Annotated in this window: 15 protein-coding genes; 11 read left to right on the top strand and 4 right to left on the bottom strand. The window is 67.9% G+C overall.

Annotation, left to right across the window (positions count from 1 at the left end):
• Positions 1 to 14: 14 nt before the first annotated feature.
• The 3 genes from atpG (at position 15) to CVH10_RS06350 (ending at position 2,795) form a co-directional block, all read left to right on the top strand.
• Positions 15 to 896: a F0F1 ATP synthase subunit gamma gene (gene atpG / locus CVH10_RS06340; protein WP_035594494.1), complete on the top strand. Its 882-nt coding sequence runs from the start codon at positions 15 to 17 to the stop codon at positions 894 to 896.
• Between the two features lie 66 nt (positions 897 to 962).
• Positions 963 to 2,339 (top strand): F0F1 ATP synthase subunit beta, encoded by a 1,377-nt coding sequence (gene atpD / locus CVH10_RS06345; RefSeq protein ID WP_016854219.1) that lies wholly within the window; start codon positions 963 to 965, stop codon positions 2,337 to 2,339.
• A gap of 24 nt (positions 2,340 to 2,363) precedes the next feature.
• Entirely contained in the window at positions 2,364 to 2,795 is a 432-nt protein-coding gene (locus CVH10_RS06350) for a F0F1 ATP synthase subunit epsilon (protein WP_035594491.1), read from the top strand.
• 104 nt (positions 2,796 to 2,899) lie between these two features.
• Here the strand turns inward: CVH10_RS06350 and CVH10_RS06355 are convergent, their stop codons facing one another.
• The 3 genes from CVH10_RS06355 to CVH10_RS06365 all read right to left on the bottom strand — a co-directional run bounded on the left by CVH10_RS06355 (position 2,900) and on the right by CVH10_RS06365 (position 6,080).
• Complete coding sequence (locus CVH10_RS06355) at positions 2,900 to 3,967, bottom strand: HlyD family secretion protein (protein WP_106488136.1); 1,068 nt, start codon at positions 3,965 to 3,967, stop codon at positions 2,900 to 2,902.
• Entirely contained in the window at positions 3,964 to 5,511 is a 1,548-nt protein-coding gene (locus CVH10_RS06360) for an MFS transporter (RefSeq protein WP_106488137.1), read from the bottom strand. The genes CVH10_RS06355 and CVH10_RS06360 overlap by 4 nt, the downstream gene beginning before the upstream one ends.
• A 137-nt stretch (positions 5,512 to 5,648) precedes the next feature.
• Positions 5,649 to 6,080 carry a MarR family winged helix-turn-helix transcriptional regulator gene (locus CVH10_RS06365; protein ID WP_052052412.1) on the bottom strand — a complete coding sequence of 144 codons (432 nt, stop codon included), beginning with the start codon at positions 6,078 to 6,080 and terminating at the stop codon, positions 5,649 to 5,651.
• A gap of 188 nt (positions 6,081 to 6,268) precedes the next feature.
• On the opposite strand from CVH10_RS06365, the gene mgtE reads away from it, so the two are divergent.
• The 7 genes from mgtE (at position 6,269) to CVH10_RS06400 (ending at position 15,502) form a co-directional block, all read left to right on the top strand.
• Positions 6,269 to 7,639 carry a magnesium transporter gene (mgtE, locus tag CVH10_RS06370; RefSeq protein WP_035594486.1) on the top strand — a complete coding sequence of 457 codons (1,371 nt, stop codon included), beginning with the start codon at positions 6,269 to 6,271 and terminating at the stop codon, positions 7,637 to 7,639.
• Positions 7,640 to 7,735: 96 nt separating this feature from the next.
• Positions 7,736 to 8,533, top strand: a complete 798-nt coding sequence (locus CVH10_RS06375) for an undecaprenyl-diphosphate phosphatase (protein ID WP_035594484.1) — start codon at positions 7,736 to 7,738, stop codon at positions 8,531 to 8,533.
• Positions 8,534 to 8,563: 30 nt separating this feature from the next.
• Complete coding sequence (locus CVH10_RS06380; RefSeq protein ID WP_035594482.1) at positions 8,564 to 9,670, top strand: FAD:protein FMN transferase; 1,107 nt, start codon at positions 8,564 to 8,566, stop codon at positions 9,668 to 9,670.
• A 45-nt stretch (positions 9,671 to 9,715) separates the two neighbouring features.
• Positions 9,716 to 11,083 carry a bifunctional UDP-N-acetylglucosamine diphosphorylase/glucosamine-1-phosphate N-acetyltransferase GlmU gene (gene glmU, locus CVH10_RS06385; RefSeq protein WP_106488138.1) on the top strand — a complete coding sequence of 456 codons (1,368 nt, stop codon included), beginning with the start codon at positions 9,716 to 9,718 and terminating at the stop codon, positions 11,081 to 11,083.
• A 10-nt stretch (positions 11,084 to 11,093) separates the two neighbouring features.
• Complete coding sequence (glmS, locus tag CVH10_RS06390; protein ID WP_106488139.1) at positions 11,094 to 12,926, top strand: glutamine--fructose-6-phosphate transaminase (isomerizing); 1,833 nt, start codon at positions 11,094 to 11,096, stop codon at positions 12,924 to 12,926.
• Positions 12,927 to 12,982: 56 nt separating this feature from the next.
• Positions 12,983 to 13,813, top strand: coding sequence for a DUF72 domain-containing protein (locus CVH10_RS06395; protein WP_369335744.1), 831 nt, complete (start codon positions 12,983 to 12,985; stop codon positions 13,811 to 13,813).
• A gap of 342 nt (positions 13,814 to 14,155) precedes the next feature.
• A complete protein-coding gene (locus tag CVH10_RS06400) occupies positions 14,156 to 15,502 on the top strand; it encodes a sodium-dependent transporter (protein WP_035594471.1) in 1,347 nt (448 codons plus the stop codon).
• Positions 15,503 to 15,601: 99 nt separating this feature from the next.
• On the opposite strand, the gene CVH10_RS06405 is transcribed toward CVH10_RS06400, so the two are convergent.
• A complete protein-coding gene (locus tag CVH10_RS06405; RefSeq protein ID WP_016854228.1) occupies positions 15,602 to 15,811 on the bottom strand; it encodes a PA3496 family putative envelope integrity protein in 210 nt (69 codons plus the stop codon).
• Positions 15,812 to 16,014: 203 nt separating this feature from the next.
• Here CVH10_RS06405 and hexR point away from each other — a divergent pair, with 203 nt between their 5' ends.
• Positions 16,015 to 16,875, top strand: a complete 861-nt coding sequence (gene hexR, locus CVH10_RS06410; protein ID WP_035594469.1) for a transcriptional regulator HexR — start codon at positions 16,015 to 16,017, stop codon at positions 16,873 to 16,875.
• The last annotated feature ends 13 nt before the right edge of the window (positions 16,876 to 16,888 follow it).

Here is a 16,888-nt window from a genome sequence, read left to right on the forward strand (position 1 = left end):
CGGAGTAGATCGCTATGGCAGCTGCAAAAGAGATACGCACCAAGATCGGCAGCATCAAGAACACGCAGAAGATCACCAGTGCCATGGAGATGGTCGCTGCGTCGAAGATGCGCAAGGCGCAGGACCGGATGAAGGCCAGCCAGCCCTACGCCCAGCAGATCCGCAAGGTGGTCGGCCACGTCGCCGACGCCAACCCCGAGTACAAGCATCCGTGGATGCTGGATCGCGAGGTCAAGCGGGTCGGCTACATCGTGGTGTCGAGTGACCGCGGCCTGTGCGGTGGCCTGAACGTCAACATGTTCAAGGCCGTCGTCAAGGAGGCCAAGGCCTGGCGCGACAGTGGCGCCGAGCTGGATTTCTGCGCATTGGGCAGCAAGGCCACCAGCTTCTTCCGCAAGTACGGCGGCAGCCTGGTCGCGGCCAAGAGCGGCCTGGGCGAGGCGCCGGAAGCCGACGAGCTGATCGGCAGCGTGAAGGTGATGCTGGACGCTTACGACGAGGGCAAGCTGGATCGTCTGTACGTGGTGTTCAACGAATTCGTCAACACCATGACGCAGAAGCCGGTGGTTCGCCAACTGCTGCCCCTGTCGCCCGAGATGGGTGCCGAAGAGCAGAACGAAGAAAACAAGCGTCCCGGAAACTGGGACTACCTGTATGAGCCGGATGCCAAGGAGCTGCTGGACAGCTTGCTCGTGCGTTTCGTCGAGGCGCAGGTCTATCAGGCGGTGGTCGAGAACGTGGCCTGCGAACAGGCCGCGCGGATGATCGCCATGAAGAGCGCCACCGATAATGCCGGCAATCTGATCGACGACCTGGAGCTGGTGTACAACAAGGCCCGTCAGGCGGCCATTACCCAGGAAATCTCCGAGATCGTCGGTGGCGCCGCCGCCGTATAACGCCGAGGAAGGGCGAATCCCTTCCGGCAACCGGGTTTCATTTGCAGGTATTTGAGAGGAACCAAGATGAGCGGACGTATCGTACAAATCATCGGCGCGGTGATTGACGTAGAGTTTCCGCGGGACGATGTTCCCAAGGTCTACGACGCGCTGAAGGTCTCGGATGCCGAGACCGTTCTCGAAGTCCAGCAGCAGCTGGGCGACGGCGTGGTGCGCACCATCGCCATGGGCTCCACCGAGGGCCTCAAGCGTGGCATGGACGTCACCAACACCCAGGCCGCCATCTCCGTGCCGGTCGGCAAGGAGACCCTGGGTCGGATCATGAACGTGCTCGGCGAGCCCATCGACGAGGCGGGCGAGATCGGCGAAGAAGAGCGCATGCCGATCCACCGCAAGGCACCGGGTTATGCCGACCAGGCGGCCACCAGCGAGCTGCTGGAGACCGGCATCAAGGTCATCGACCTGGTGTGCCCGTTCGCCAAGGGCGGCAAGGTCGGCCTGTTCGGCGGCGCCGGTGTCGGCAAGACCGTCAACATGATGGAGCTGATCCGCAACATCGCCACCGAGCACAGCGGTTACTCCGTGTTCGCCGGTGTCGGTGAGCGTACCCGTGAGGGCAACGACTTCTATCACGAGATGCAGGAGTCCAACGTTCTCGACAAGGTGTCGCTGGTCTACGGCCAGATGAACGAGCCGCCCGGGAACCGTCTGCGCGTGGCCCTGACCGGCCTGACCATCGCCGAGAAGTTCCGCGATGAAGGCCGCGACGTGCTGCTGTTCGTCGACAACATCTACCGCTACACCCTGGCCGGTACCGAGGTGTCCGCACTGCTGGGCCGCATGCCCTCCGCGGTGGGTTACCAGCCGACCCTGGCCGAGGAGATGGGCGTCCTGCAGGAGCGCATCACCTCCACCAAGACCGGCTCCATCACCTCCGTGCAGGCGGTGTACGTGCCCGCGGACGACCTGACCGACCCGTCCCCGGCCACCACCTTCTCGCACCTCGACGCGACCGTGGTACTGGCGCGTTCCATCGCCGAGCTGGGTATCTACCCGGCCATCGACCCGCTGGATTCCACCTCTCGTCAGCTGGATCCGCTGGTCGTCGGCGAGGAGCACTACAAGACCGCTCGCGGCGTGCAGGGCGTGCTGCAGCGCTACAAGGAGCTCAAGGACATCATCGCCATCCTGGGCATGGACGAGCTGTCCGACGAGGACAAGCTGGCCGTGTCCCGGGCGCGTAAGATCCAGCGCTTCCTGTCGCAGCCGTTCTTCGTCGCCGAGGTCTTCACCGGCGCCCCCGGCAAGTACGTGTCGCTGAAGGAAACCATCCGTGGCTTCCAGGGCATCCTCGACGGCGAGTACGACGAGCTGCCGGAGCAGGCCTTCTACATGGTCGGCACCATCGACGAGGCCGTCGAGAAAGCCAACCAGATGAAGTAATCCCTCCACCTGGGAGACGTCATCATGACGAAAACCTTCAAGTGCGAGATCGTCAGCGCCGAGGCGTCGATCTTCTCCGGCGAAGCCGAGCATGTCGTGGCAGCCGGTCGCGCGGGGGATCTCGGGGTGTTGGCGGGGCACACGCCGCTGCTCACCGAACTGGCCCCCGGCCCGGTGCGCATCGTCCGTGGCGGAGGTGAAGAGGATCACTTCTACGTCTCGGGCGGCTTCCTCGAGGTCCAGCCCGAGGTCGTCACCGTGCTCGCCGATACCGCCGTGCGCGCCGACGACCTGGACGAGGCCGCCGCCGAGGAGGCCCGCCAGCAGGCCCTCAAGGCGATGCAGGACAAGTCCGCCGAGATGGACTACACCCGCGCCACGGCCGAACTGGCCGAGGCTGCGGCCCAGCTGCGGACCATCCAGCAGCTGCGTCGCAAGGTGGGTCGCAGCGGCTAAGGTCGCGCCACGCCCCGTGCGATGAAAGCGCCCCCCGACTCAGTCGGGGGGCGCTTTTTTTGGTCGGCAGGCGGGGCGATGGCGGCGGGAAGGCTCTGCGAGGCTCAGCCGTCGGCGTCGGTATGGATGGTCGTCTCGACCGAGAGGCCGACCTTGAGCCGGTCGAGCCCGGGCTGATCCGGTTCGATGGCGATGCGCACCGGCAGGCGCTGGACGATCTTGGTGAAGTTCCCCGAGGCATCGTCGTGGGAGATCGGCGAGAAGGTGGTGCCGGTGGCCGGGGCGAGGCTGTCGACGTGGCCCTCGAGCGTCATCCCGGGATAGGCATCCACCGAGATCGTCACCGGCTGGCCGACGCGAACCTCGGTGATCTCGACCTCCCGATAGTTGGCGGTGACGTAGATCGCATCGGTCGGCACGATCGCCATCAGCGCCCCGCCGGCCTCGGTCCAGGCGCCGACGCGACCGGCCTGTTCGGCCACGATGCCGTCTCGAGGCGCCGTCACTCGGGTGTGAGACAGCGAGAGACGGGCCTGCTCACGCTCGGCCCGGGCCTGGGCCAGCGTCGCCTGCGCACTCGCCCGCCGCGCTTCCAGGACCTGAGTCTGATGACGCACGTCGTCCAGGCTGGCCTGGTCCGCCTGGCGGCGGGCGTCCAGTGCCGAGGCGTTGGCGGTGGCCTGCTGGGCGTTCTGCTGCGAGGCATTGCCGTCATGACGCAGGCGGCGGTAGCGCTCGGCGTCGAGGCGGGCGTAGTCGACGTTGGCGATGTCCTCGTCCACCACGGCCTGGGCGCGGCGAATTCGAGACGGCTGCCTGGCCAGTTCGGCCTCGATCTCCGCCAGCCTGGCCTGCGCCGACGCCACCCGGGCCTCGGCGGCATCGACGGCGGCACGATAGTCGCGCGGGTCGATGTCGATCAGGGCGTCGCCTCGCGACACCGTCTCGTGATCCTCGACGTGCACGGCGACGATATCGCCGTCGACGCGCGGCGAGATGACCGTATAGTCGGCATCCAGCTTGGCATTGTTGGTCCAGGCTCGGCCGTCGTTCATCCACCAGGGGGCGGTCAGGAAGGCGCCCCCCAGGGTCACGCACAGCAGCGCGGCGGCGCCGATGAGGCGTGGGGCGAGGGAGCGGGAAGGGGCTTGGGGCGTCTGGGTATCGGTCATATCGGTCGGGGGCGGTTGAACCGCGGTGCGTGGGTGCGTTTGGGCAGCAGGCAGAGCGGCACCAGCAGCAGGGCCAGCAGCGCCATCAGGCGCCAGGCATCGGCATAGGCCAGGACCGTCGCCTGCGCATCGATTCGTTCATGAAGCTGCAGCAAGGCCTCGCCGCCTGGGCCTCCCATGGGCCAGCTCAACGCCTCGCGGCCGTGGCCGCTCAGCGGCGCCGACTGCATCAGCGAGAAGCGCATCGTGCCCAGCCGTTCCATCAGGGCATGGGCGTGGCGATCGATGGCGACCGCGAGGTAGTGCCCGATGAGGCCGCCGGCCACCGGCCCGGCGAGCGCCCGGGAGGTGTTGATCGTCGCCGAGGCGAAGGGGCCTTCCATGGGATCGACGACCGCCGTGGCGGTCATCAGCAGGCCGACCACGACCATGGACTGTCCAATCGCGAAGACCACCTGGGCGACGTAGAACTGCTCCCGCATCCACGCCAGGGTGACGTGGCTGTTCGACCAGCTGGCCGCCGCCATCAGCAGCAGCCCCGATGCCATGATCCAGCGCGAGTCGATGCGCTCGACATTCAACACCAAGGCCGCGAGCGGCAGGATCATCAGCGGCGGCAGCGCGACGGCCAGCGTCACCGGCAGGCTCTGCAGCGGGCGATAGCCCTGGACCTCGGCGAGAAACTCGGCGGGCAGGGAGGCGCTGGAGGCGCCCAGGGCGATCACCCCGACCAGCATGCAGACGCCGAAGCCGAAATTGACGCGTCTGAGCAGTTGCGGACGGATCAGCGGCGCAGGCCCGAACGCACAGCGCCACAGGAACAGGGGCAGCAGCACCAGGCTGGCCAGGGCCAGCCCGCGGATCAGCGGCGAGTGAAGCCAGTCCAGGCGCTCGCCCTGGGCGAACAGGGTCACGACGCTGGCACACAGTGCCCAGCCCAGCCCCCAGCCGAGCCAGTCGAACTGCCGCCAGCGCGCCAGGCGCGGCGGATCCTGCGGCAGGCCATGGAGGATCAGCCCCGACGCCACCAGGCACAGCGGCAGGACCGCCCAGAACACGAAGCCGATGCCCGGACCGTGGTGGGCCCAGGCGACCACGGGCATGGCGATGTTGGGCGCGAAGGTGGCCGTCAGGCCGTAGGCGGCGAGGCCGAACAGCTTGAGCGCCGGGGTCAGGAAGCGCAGGGCGACCATCATCAGCAGCGGGATGAGAAAGCCCGTGGTGAGCCCCTGGCACCAGCGCAGCATCAGCAGCAGCGAGCGCGACTCGGTGGCGGCGCAGGCCAGCCCGAGCAGGCCCAGCGAGACGGCGGCCACGGCGGCGAAGCGGCGTACCGAGAAGGTCATGGCCAGCCACGGCGCGACCAGCATGCCCATGGCGGCACCGATACTGTAGAGGGTGGTAAACCAGCTGCCTTGATCGACACTGTATCCGAAGGCGCCGCGGATATCCGCCAGGGCCAGCGAGGTCGCTTCCTGGTTGATATCCGCGCCGATACAGGCCAGCAGCATGCCTACCAGCCCGAGGACAAGTCGCAGGGACATCGAACGCTCTGGCGGTGGGGGGAGTGGCGCGGTGAGGGGGCCGCGAAGGAGCGCACACGCTACCGGCACAAGTTGACTATGTCAACTTGTGCCGGGAGAAGGATCCGAGAGTCCCGCGTATGCAGGGGCGGGCGCGCTCAGTCGGCGGTGCGCTCCACGTTCTCCAGCATGCGCTGCAGCAGGGCGTTGAGCTGCGTGACTTCCTCGGGCGCGAAGCCCGACAGCGCCTGGCTCGCCAGTTCGCCACGGGCCGCCTCCAGCCGCGAGAAGAGGCGCTGGCCTTCCTCGGTCAGCGCCGCCTGGGTGATGCGCCGCGGGGTGGAGCTGCCGCTGCGGCGGATCAGTGCCTGCTGCTCGAGCTGCTTGAAGGCGCGTGCCACCTGGCCCTTGTCATGTCCGCGTCGCTGCAGCAGCTGCTGCTGGTTGTGCGCCGGGAACCGGCCCACGATGGACAGCACCCGCAGCAGGAATGGCGGCAGCTCGATGCCTTCGCGGCGCGCCAGTTCGCTCAGGCGGGCGCGGCTGGTGAAGCCGAGTTCGGCCAGCGTGTCGAGAATCCTGCGTTCCATTCCTGTCGTCCTCCCTGCATCGATGCCAGGCCGATCGGCCTGCGTCGGTCAAGGATACAGCGATCCGTGTCCCGGCCTCATCCCTTCCCGGCGGCGCCTCCGGGGGAGCCGCCGAAGCTGACGCCTTGCACGCCCTGTGCGATGATGACGCCCCTTCTCGTTCGCGCTGGCACAGGGAGGATCAGACCATGCCACTCAGCGATGCCCTGAATCGCCACAAGGAAGGCCTGCTCGCCGCCCTGGAGGTCGACGACCGCGAGCGCCTGGGCACCCTGCTGCCGGAGCTGCGCTCCGCGGACATCGCCGAAATTCTCCAGGACCTGCTCGAGAGCGAGCATGAACTGCGCGCGCGCGCGCTGCTGGACTGCCTGCCGTTGGAACGGCGTGCCAGCGTCATGGGCCATCTGCACGGCGAGGAGCAGCTGGCGATCGCCGCGGGCATGGGCGACGACCGCCTCCAGGCGGTGCTCGAGGAGATGGGCGGCGACGAGCGCGCCGACCTGTTCAAGGCGCTCGACGACGATCGCCGCGAGGCGCTGCTGCGGCGCATGGCCCACCAGGAGCGCGAGGAGCTCAAGCGCCTGGCGAGCTACGAGGAAGGCACCGCCGGCGCCCTGATGACCTCCGACTACGTGGCCATTCCCGCCGGCATGACCGTTTCCCGGGCGATGATGCGCGTGCGCCAGACCGCCCCGGACGCCGAGACGGTCTACCAGCTCTACGTGATCGACCCCGAGGGGCGCCTGGCCGGTACCATGTCGCTGCGTCAGCTGATGGTGGCGCGCCCCGGCGCCCGGGTCGACGACATGATGATCCACGACGTCATCCACACCTCGGTGGACACGCCCCAGGAAGAAGTGGCGCGGATCGTGGCTCGCTACGATCTGCTGGCCCTGCCGGTGGTCGACGAGATGCGTCGCCTGGTCGGCATCGTCACCCACGACGACGCCCTGGACGTGGTGGAATCCGAGGCCACCGAGGACTTCCACAAGGGGATGTCGATCGGCGCCCTGGAGGATGGCGTCAGCCGGGTACCGCTGTGGAGTCTGTATCGCAAGCGGGTGACCTGGCTGGTGCTGCTGGTATTCGGCAACCTGCTGTCCGGCGCGGGTATCGCCCACTACGAGGCGACCATCTCGGCCCAGGTGGCGCTGGTGTTCTTCCTGCCGCTGCTGATCGGCAGCGGCGGTAACGCCGGCGCCCAGGCCGCGACCCTGACGGTGCGCGGCCTGGCGACCGGCGACGTCGGGGTGCGCGACTGGGGCAAGCTGTTCGGTCGCGAGCTGCTGGTGGCCGGTTCGCTGGGGCTGACCATGGCGCTCGCCGTGGCGCCGATCGGCGTGTTTCGCGGCGGCGAGGCGGTGGCCATGGTGGTGGCGGTCAGCATGATCGCCATCGTGCTGTTCGGCAGCCTGCTCGGCATGTGCCTGCCGTTCGTGCTCGATCGCTTGGGCTGGGACCCGGCGACCGCCTCGGCGCCGCTGGTGACGACCCTGATCGACGCCTCCGGGGTGCTGATCTACTTCGGCATCGCCACCATGGTATTGCCGGTCGGATAAAAAACGCCCAAGCCGGGGAACGCCGACGCGTCGCCAGGGTCCTTAGGCCTTGATTTACCAAGCTACTTACCGTTTTTGCTGATAGAGACCCTGCCCATGGAATGGCTACAGATCGTCGTGCTCTCCCTCGTTCAAGGATTGAGCGAGTTCCTGCCCGTCTCCAGCTCCGCGCACCTGATCCTGGTACCGGTCTTCTCCGACTGGCCCGACCAGGGCCTGGCCTTCGACGTGGCCTTGCACCTGGGCAGCCTGGCGGCGGTGGTGCTCTACTTCCGCCACGAGCTGGTGACCATGACGGCCAGCTGGGGGCGCAGCGTCGCCGGCCGCGGCACCGACGACGACGCCCGCCTGGCCTGGTGGGTGATCCTGGCGACTATCCCGGTGGCGGTGGTGGGCCTGGCGTTCGAGGATGTCATCTCGGAGGTGATGCGCTCGCCGCTGGTGCTGGCCGGCGGGTTGATCGTGTTCGGCGTGGTACTGGGAATCGCCGACTGGCGCCACCGTGGCACGCGCAGCGAGTACCGGATGAGCGGCCGCGATGCCCTGTGGATTGGCCTGGCCCAGGCCCTGGCGCTGATCCCCGGCACCTCGCGCTCGGGCATCACCATGACCGCGGCGCTGATGCTCGGCCTGTCGCGTGAGGCGGCGGCACGCTTCTCCTTCCTGCTGTCGATTCCGGTGATCGTGCTGGCCGGCGGCCTGGAGGCCCTGGGCCTGGCCCAGGACGAGGTCCCGGTGGCCTGGGGCGACCTGGCGGCGGGCACGGTGCTGTCCGGCATCAGCGCCTACCTGTGCATTCATTTCTTCCTGGTCTTCATCCGCCGCATCGGCATGCAGCCCTTCGTGGTCTATCGGCTGATATTGGGTGTGGCCCTGATCTGGCTGTTCGGTTAAAGAAGCACTTATTTACCTGTTGGAGGACTCATGCCACTCCCACGCCTTCGCTTCGCCTTTTTGACGCTTGCGCTGGTCGCCCTGCTGGCCGGCTGTTCCGAGCGCACGCTCGAGACGCCGGTCACGCTCGAGGGCGATATCTTCGGCACCTTCTACCAGGTGACGCTGGCGGATCCGATCACCGCCGAACGCCGCGATGCGCTGGAGTCAGGCATCCTCGACGAGCTCGAGGCCGTCGATGCCTCGATGTCCACCTACCGTGACGACGCCGAACTGGTGGCTTTCGACCACGCCCCGCTGGGCGAGTGGCAGACGCTCTCCGCGCCGCTGATCGAGGTGCTGTCGATCGCCCATCGGGTAGGGGAGGCCAGCAACGGCGCCTTCGACGTCACCGTGGGCGGCCTGGTCAACCTGTGGAGCTTCGGCCCCGAGGCGCGGCCGCGCGAGGTGCCGGACGATGCCCTGATCGAGCAGCGCCTCGCCGAGATCGGCATGGAGACCCTGGAGATCGATGCGGAGCAGCGGCGGGCGCGGCGCCTGAAGGACGTCTTCGTCGACCTCTCCGGCGTGGCCAAGGGCTATGCCACGGATCGGGTGGCCGCCTACCTGGCTTCCCAGGGCCTCGACAACTACCTGGTCAACATCGGTGGCGAACTCGAGGTGGCCGGCCATCGCGACGCCGAGGCCGAGCCCTGGCGCATCGGCGTGGAGCTGCCCCGCGACGGCCGGCCCCAGGCCAAGTATGTACTGCCGCTGGAGGATACCTCGGTGGCCACCTCCGGCGACTATCGCAACTACTTCGAGGAAGACGGCCGACGCTATTCGCACACCATCGACCCGCGTACCGGTCGGCCGATCCGCCATCGCATGGCCTCGGTGACCGTGGTGGATGACTCGAATGCCCGCGCCGACGCCTGGGCCACCGCCATGTCGGTGCTCGGCGAGCAGGAAGGCATGGCGGTGGCCGTCGACCATGACCTGGCGGTGCTGATGCTGGTGCGCAACGCCGCCGATGACGACTGGCTGAGCGTGGCGAGCCCGGCCTTCGCCGAGCGCTTCGGTCGCGACAGGCTCGCGGAGATGGGCGTCAGGGTGGTCGGCGAGACCACCGCCGGCATGGCAGGCGAGGCCCCCTAGGCACTAGAATGGCCCGATTCAACGATTGATCGACAAGGAGTCCCGATGAGCCTCGACGTGGTGATACTGGCGGCCGGGCAGGGTACCCGGATGCGTTCGACCCTGCCCAAGGTGCTGCATCGCTTGGCCGGCCGTCCCCTGGTGCGTCATGTGATCGACACCGCCGCCGGCCTCGAGGCCGATCGCACCCACGTGGTGGTGGGCCATGGCGCCGACCGCGTGCGCGAGGCGCTGGCCGACTGCCCGGTGCGTTTCGCCCGTCAGACCGAGCAGAAGGGCACCGGCCACGCCGTGGCCCAGGCCCTGGAACAGCTCGGCGACGGCAAGGTGCTGGTGCTCTATGGCGACGTGCCGCTGACTCGCCGCGAGACCCTGCGCGATCTGCTGGCGCGGGTCGACGAGCAGCACATGGGCCTGCTCACCGTGACCCTCGACGACCCCACCGGCTACGGCCGTATCCTGCGCGACGAGGCCGGCGAAGCGGTCGCCATCGTCGAGCACAAGGATGCCTCGGAGGCCGAGCGCACGGTGCGCGAGTGCAACACCGGCATCATGGCCATGACCGCCGCCCAGCTGCGCCGCTGGCTGCCGCAGCTGTCCGCCGACAACGCCCAGGGCGAATACTATCTGACCGACATCATCGCCATGGCCGCCGCCGAGGGCGTGAAGATCGCCACCGCCCAGCCGGCCCGGGCGCTGGAGGTCGAGGGCGTCAACAACCGTCTGCAGATGGCTCAGCTCGAGCGCGCCCAACAGCGCGATATTGCCGAGTCGCTGATGACCGCCGGCGTGGCCCTGGCCGATCCCGCGCGCCTCGACGTGCGCGGCACCCTGACCTGCGGTCACGATGTCGAGATCGACGTGGGCTGCGTGTTCGAGGGCGACGTCGAGCTGGGCGAGGGCGTGCGCATCGGCCCCTACTGCGTGATCCGCGACAGTCACGTCGGCGCCGAAACGGTGATCGAATCCCACAGCGTGCTCGAGGGCGCCGTGGTGGCCGGTCACAACCGCATCGGGCCCTTCGCCCGGCTGCGTCCCGGCTCGCGCCTGGCGGTAGGCGCCAAGGTCGGCAACTTCGTCGAGACCAAGAACGCCGAGGTGGGCGAAGGCAGCAAGATCAATCACCTGAGCTATGTGGGCGACGCCCGGCTGGGGCGCGACGTCAACGTCGGCGCGGGCACCATCACCTGCAACTACGACGGCGCCAACAAGCACCGTACCGAGATCGACGACGGGGCCTTCATCGGCTCCAACACCGCCCTGGTGGCGCCGATGCGCGTCGGCCGTGGCGCCACCGTGGGCGCCGGCTCGACCCTGAGCCGCGACGTGGCGGACGATACCCTGGCGGTGAGCCGCGGACGCCTGATCAGCAAGGAAGACTGGCAGCGGCCGGTCAAGAAAGACGACCTCTAAGGAGCGAACCATGTGTGGCATCGTCGGCGCCGTCGCCCAGCGCAACGTGCAGGGCATCCTGCTGGAAGGGCTAAAGCGACTCGAGTATCGCGGCTACGATTCCGCGGGCATGGCCGTGCAGGCCGGGGATGGCCGGCTCGATCGTCGCCGCGCCCTGGGCAAGGTGGCGGCGCTGGAGGAGACGCTCGCCGCCGCGCCCCTGGCCGGCCACAGCGGCATCGCCCACACCCGCTGGGCTACCCACGGCAAGCCCAGCGAGGCGAACGCCCACCCCCATCAGTCGGGCGAGCGCGTGGCGCTGGTGCATAACGGCATCATCGAGAACCACGAGGCGCTGAAGGCCGAGCTCGAGGGCGAGGGCTATGCCTTTTCCTCCGAGACCGATACCGAGGCCATGGCCCACCTGATCGCCCGCGAGGCCGAGCAGGGTGACCTGCTCGGCGCCGTGCAGCGCGTGCTGGCCCGGCTCGACGGCGCCTATGCACTGGGCGTGGTGCACGCCGACGAGCCCGGCGTGGTGATCGGTGCCCGCCAGGGCAGCCCGCTGGTGGTCGGCGTCGGCATCGAGGAGGCCTTCCTGGCCTCTGACCCGCTGGCACTGCTGCAGGTCACCGACCGCTTCATCTACCTGGAGGAGGGCGACGTGGTGCGCCTCTCCGACGGCGGCAGGATCGAGGTCTTCGACGCCGGCGGCGCCGCGGTGGAGCGTCCGGTGCAGACCTTCGAGCACGGCGACGGCGCGGCCAGCAAGGGCGGCTATCGCCACTTCATGCTCAAGGAGATCCACGAGCAGCCGGCAGTGATCGCCGCGGCCCTGGAGGGCCGGCTCGGCGATCGCAGCGTGCTGGTGGAGAGCTTCGGCCCCGAGGCCGAGGCGCTGTTCGGTCGGGTGCGCCAGATTCACCTGGTGGCCTGCGGCACCAGCTATCACGCCGGCATGGTGGCGCGCTACTGGCTGGAGCGCTATGCGGGGGTGCCGGTGCAGGTCGAGGTGGCCTCGGAGTTCCGCTATCGCCGGGTGGTGGTGCCCGAGGGCACGCTGTTCGTGACGCTGTCCCAGTCCGGCGAGACCGCCGATACCCTGGCCGCGCTGCGCTTCGCCAAGGAACTCGGCTACCTGGGTAGCCTGGCGATCTGCAACGTGCCGGGCAGCTCGCTGGTGCGCGAGTCGGACCTGACGCTGATGACCCAGGCCGGCCCCGAGATCGGCGTGGCCTCGACCAAGGCCTTCACCACCCAGCTCACCGCGCTGATGCTGCTGACTCTGGCGCTGGGCCGCGTCCGCGGCCAGGACGCCGACGAGCAGGCGTCACTGGTCGAGGCGTTGCGCCATCTACCGGCCCAGGTCGGTGAAGTGCTGGCGCTGGATCCGGCGGTCGAGGCGCTGTCCGCGGCCTTCGCCGAGAAGCATCATGCCCTGTTCCTGGGCCGTGGACCCGAGTTCCCGGTGGCGCTGGAGGGCGCGCTGAAGCTCAAGGAGATCTCCTACATCCACGCCGAGGCCTATCCCGCCGGCGAGCTCAAGCACGGGCCGCTGGCGCTGGTCGACGCCGAGATGCCGGTGATCGCGGTGGCGCCCAACGACGCCCTGCTCGACAAGCTCAAGTCCAACCTCCAGGAGGTGCGGGCCCGGGGCGGCGAGCTGTTCGTGTTCGCCGACGAGGGCGTGGCGCTGGAGGACGGCGAAGGCATTCGGGTGCTGCGCCTGCCCCATGTGGAGGAAGCCCTGGCGCCGATCCTCTACACCGTGCCGCTGCAGCTGCTTTCCTATCACGTCGCCGTGCTCAAGGGCACCGATGTCGATCAGCCGCGCAACCTGGCCAAGTCCGTCACCGTGGAATGAGGAACGGGGCTGCCACGGGCGCCGCTGAACCCACGCGCCTGCCGATTGGCCTGCCGATGTGGGCCAACCCCGACTGGCGTGGCGGCCTCTACCCGCCCCACGGCGGGAATGACGACCTGCTGGCCGACTATGCCCGGGTGTTCTCGGCGGTGGAGGGCAACACGACCTTCTACAGCGGCGCTCCCCGCGGCGAGACGGTGGCGGCCTGGGCGCGCCAGGCGCCGCCCGGCTTCCGCTTCTGCTTCAAGCTCCCGCAGTCGCTGACCCACGAGCGGCGTCTGGTCGACGTCGAGGCGGGCTTCGACGACTTCCTCGCGGCCCTCGCGCCGCTGCACGATCGCCTGGGGCCGATGATGGTTCAGCTGCCGCGAGACTTCGGCGCCGAGGAGCTGCCGCGTCTCGAGGCTCTGCTGGAACGCTGGCCGAGCAGGCTGCCCTGCGCGGTCGAGGTGCGCCACCGTGAATTTTTCCACAAGGGGACGGCCGAGGCGGCGCTCAACAGGTTGTTGATAAGTCACGGCGCCAACCGCGTGATGCTCGACGTGCGGCCGCTGTTCTCCACCGCCGCCGGTCATCACCCGGGCATGCAGCAGGCCCAGCACGAGAAGCCGAAGCGCCCGCTACATGTGATTTCCACAGGGGAGGCGCCCGTGGTGCGCTTCATTGGCCATGTTGACGAAGCGATCAATATCGACTATTTCGCGCCCTGGATCGAACGTCTTTCGTTGTGGATAAAACAGGGGAAAACCCCTTTCCTGTTTGTGCATACCGCCGACAATCGCCGCGCGCCTCAGCTGGCGCGCCGGCTCTATGCCTCGGTGGCGGCGCGGGCCGAACTGCCGCCGCTGGGCGACTTCCCCGGCGAGCGTCAGGCCACGCTGTTCTGAGCCACCAGCGCCACGTTCCGAACGACAGGCCGCGCGCTGCGTGGTTTTGCCGCCATGGGTGGCCTCCGGGCAGACGATCGGATATGTTACGACTCGCTCGTCACTTGCCATCGAATATCGCCGACCCTCACGCCTAACCCCTGTGGGGTGTCGCGGTGTTTCCTTGCGGTTTCCACCCTCCATCCCCGGTGGAAACGCAGCCCTGGTAGTGATCCTGCTTGGCATGCGTTATGCCCTTGAATGCGCTGAACCGAGATCCGGCACGGCGTGGACGTGGCGACAACAATCAGAACGTCATCGCATCCGATCGATCGATGGCGACACGACCCTTCAAGGTGAATTATGTCCCTCAAGCAACAGCAACACGCGCACTGGTCGTCCCGGCTGGGCTTCATCCTCGCCGCCACCGGCTCGGCGGTCGGTCTGGGCAATATCTGGAAATTTCCCTACATGGTGGGCGAGAGCGGGGGCGCGGCCTTCGTGCTGGTCTACCTGCTGTGCATCGCGCTGATCGGCCTGCCGATCCTGGTCACCGAGTGGATGATCGGCCGCCGCGGTCAGAACAACCCCGCCAATGCCATGGCCGACCTGGCCAAGGCCTCCGGCCGCACACGGGCCTGGATGGTGGTCGGTATCAGCGGCATCCTCGGTGCCTTCCTGATCCTGTCCTTCTACAGCGTGATCGGCGGCTGGTCGCTGTACTACACCCTGAACTCCGTCACCGGTGCCTTCAGCGGTCAGGGCGCCGACGGCATCGGCGAACTGTTCAATGACATGCTGGGCAGCCCGGGGCTGCTGCTGGCCGGCCATTCGGTATTCATGCTGCTGGTCATCGGCATCGTGGCCCGCGGCGTCACCCAGGGCATCGAGAGCGCCGCGCGCATCCTGATGCCGGCGCTGGGCGTGCTGATGGTGGTACTGGTCGGCTACGGCATGACCACCGGCCACTTCGGCGAGGCGCTCGCCTACCTGTTCAACCCGGACTGGAGCAAGCTGTCCGGCGAGACCGTGCTGGCGGCCCTGGGCCATGCCTTCTTCACCCTGTCGCTGGGCATGGGCATCATGATGGCCTACGGCTCCTACCTGGGCGAAGAGGTCAACCTGCTCAAGACCGCGCGTACCGTGGTGATCATGGACACCGTGATCGCGCTGGGCGCCGGCCTGGCGATCTTCCCGCTGGTGTTCGCCAACGACCTCGACGTGGCTTCCGGCCCCGGGCTGATCTTCGTCACCCTGCCGCTGGCGTTCGGCCAGATGGGCGGTGGCATCGTGGTCGGCCTGCTGTTCTTCCTGCTGCTGACCTTTGCCGCCCTGACCTCGGCCATCTCGCTGCTCGAGCCGGTAGTGGAGTTCGTCGAGGAGCGCACCCCGCTGCCGCGCGTGGGCTCCGCCCTGGTGGCCGGCGTGGCGGCCTGGGCGCTGGGCATTGCCGCGCTGCTGTCGTTCAACCTGTGGAGCGACCCGGTGCTGTTCGGCCTGAACGTCTTCGACCTGCTGGACAAGGTGACCAGCAAGTTCATGCTGCCGCTCACCGGCCTGGGCGCCATCGTCTTCACCGCCTGGTGCCTCGACAAGGAAAGCGTGCGCCGCGAGCTGGGCATGGACGTCTACGACTTCAGCCTGTGGAGCCTGATCACCCGCTTCATCGCGCCGATCGGCGTGGCCGTGGTGTTCTTCACCAGCCTCTGACGTCGACGCCGTGGCGATACCGGGGTCTGGCCCCGATGCGAGAGCCCCGCCCCGTGCGGGGCTCTTTGCGTTGGGGGCCTGCGGTCGCGGGAGTCGGGATCAGTGCATCTCGTCGGCGTCGTCCTCGGGCAGGTCGGCGATGTCCTGGCTGAGACGCTTGAACTCCTCGTGGAGCTCGATGCCGCGGCGGGCGCGCAGGTTGCGCTGGGCGGCGGTACGGGAGCGTTCTTCGTGCTCGACGACTTCCATGCTCATGAAGATGTCGAGGAGTTCGCTCTTGACGGAGGATAACCGTTCGACATTACGCATGATCGACTCTCCTGTCTGCAGTGAGGGTGCCGGCATCGAATCAGGGACGCTGCGCGACACTGCAATTCTTACTATACGCCTCTTGACAGAATGATGAAGATAGGAGTGTCAACGATCCTTTCGGCGCCTTGCTGCCCATGTGGGCGTCGGTTGGGGCATACTGTGGGCATTCCCCCTCGAATCCGCCGATCCAGGAGTGCCGCGTGAGCCTTGGCCTGTTCGATGAAATGAGACGCCGCATGACGCACTTCCGCCGCTCCGAGCAGAAGGTGGCGAGGTTCGTGCTGCGCAATCCCGATGAAGTGATCCACATGCGCATCGTCGACCTGGCCACCGAGGCCAAGGTCAGCGAGCCGACGGTGGTGCGCTTCTGTCGCGCCCTGGGCTGCAACGGCTTCCAGGACTTCAAGCTCAAGCTGGCCCAGATGCTGGCCACCGGCAGCCAGTTCGCCCAGTTCTCGATGAACGACAGCGACTCGGTGGCGGAATTCTCCCAGAGCATCTTCGACTCCACGGTGGGTACCCTGCTGTCGGTGCGCGACCGCCTGGACAACGATTCGCTGAGCCAGGCGATCAATGCCCTGGGCATGGCCAACCGGGTCGAGTTCTACGGCTTCGGCGCCTCCGGCGCGGTGGCCTTCGACGCCCAGCACAAGTTCTTCCGCCTGCAGATCTCCACCGCCGCCTACACCGACCCGCACATGCAGAACATGTCGGCGGTGACGCTCAAGGAGGGCGACGTGGTGGTGGCGATCTCCCAGACCGGGCGCACCCGGGCCCTGGTGGCCAGCGTGCGCCTGGCCCGCGAGGCCGGCGCCACGGTGATCGGACTGTGCCCCAGCGGCTCGCCGCTGGCGGAGGAGGTGACCCTGCCGCTGTACATCGACGTTCACGAGGACACCGAGATCTACACCCCGATGAGCTCGCGGATCGCCCACCTGGTGATGATCGACGTGCTGGCGGTCGGCGTGGCCAAGTCCCGCGGCCCCAGGCTCGCCGAGCAGCTCAAGTCGGTGAAAAAGAGCCTCAACTCGCTGCGCTATCCGGAGCCCGACGAGTCCTGAACCGGCCGTGACC

This window comes from Halomonas sp. ND22Bw (assembly GCF_003011945.1).
Taxonomy (GTDB): domain Bacteria; phylum Pseudomonadota; class Gammaproteobacteria; order Pseudomonadales; family Halomonadaceae; genus Halomonas; species Halomonas halophila.

Excerpts from the sequence above, each read along its gene's own strand:
- CVH10_RS06395 (WP_369335744.1), top strand. The coding sequence starts at position 12,983 with ATGTGGGCCAACCCCGACTGGCGTGGCGGCCTCTACCCGCCCCACGGC.
- glmS (WP_106488139.1), top strand. The coding sequence starts at position 11,094 with ATGTGTGGCATCGTCGGCGCCGTCGCCCAGCGCAACGTGCAGGGCATC.
- mgtE (WP_035594486.1), top strand. The coding sequence starts at position 6,269 with ATGCCACTCAGCGATGCCCTGAATCGCCACAAGGAAGGCCTGCTCGCC.
- CVH10_RS06355 (WP_106488136.1), bottom strand. The coding sequence starts at position 3,967 with ATGACCGATACCCAGACGCCCCAAGCCCCTTCCCGCTCCCTCGCCCCA.
- atpG (WP_035594494.1), top strand. The coding sequence starts at position 15 with ATGGCAGCTGCAAAAGAGATACGCACCAAGATCGGCAGCATCAAGAAC.
- CVH10_RS06365 (WP_052052412.1), bottom strand. The coding sequence starts at position 6,080 with ATGGAACGCAGGATTCTCGACACGCTGGCCGAACTCGGCTTCACCAGC.
- CVH10_RS06380 (WP_035594482.1), top strand. The coding sequence starts at position 8,564 with ATGCCACTCCCACGCCTTCGCTTCGCCTTTTTGACGCTTGCGCTGGTC.
- CVH10_RS06400 (WP_035594471.1), top strand. The coding sequence starts at position 14,156 with ATGTCCCTCAAGCAACAGCAACACGCGCACTGGTCGTCCCGGCTGGGC.
- CVH10_RS06405 (WP_016854228.1), bottom strand. The coding sequence starts at position 15,811 with ATGCGTAATGTCGAACGGTTATCCTCCGTCAAGAGCGAACTCCTCGAC.
- CVH10_RS06375 (WP_035594484.1), top strand. The coding sequence starts at position 7,736 with ATGGAATGGCTACAGATCGTCGTGCTCTCCCTCGTTCAAGGATTGAGC.
- CVH10_RS06350 (WP_035594491.1), top strand. The coding sequence starts at position 2,364 with ATGACGAAAACCTTCAAGTGCGAGATCGTCAGCGCCGAGGCGTCGATC.
- glmU (WP_106488138.1), top strand. The coding sequence starts at position 9,716 with ATGAGCCTCGACGTGGTGATACTGGCGGCCGGGCAGGGTACCCGGATG.
- atpD (WP_016854219.1), top strand. The coding sequence starts at position 963 with ATGAGCGGACGTATCGTACAAATCATCGGCGCGGTGATTGACGTAGAG.
- CVH10_RS06360 (WP_106488137.1), bottom strand. The coding sequence starts at position 5,511 with ATGTCCCTGCGACTTGTCCTCGGGCTGGTAGGCATGCTGCTGGCCTGT.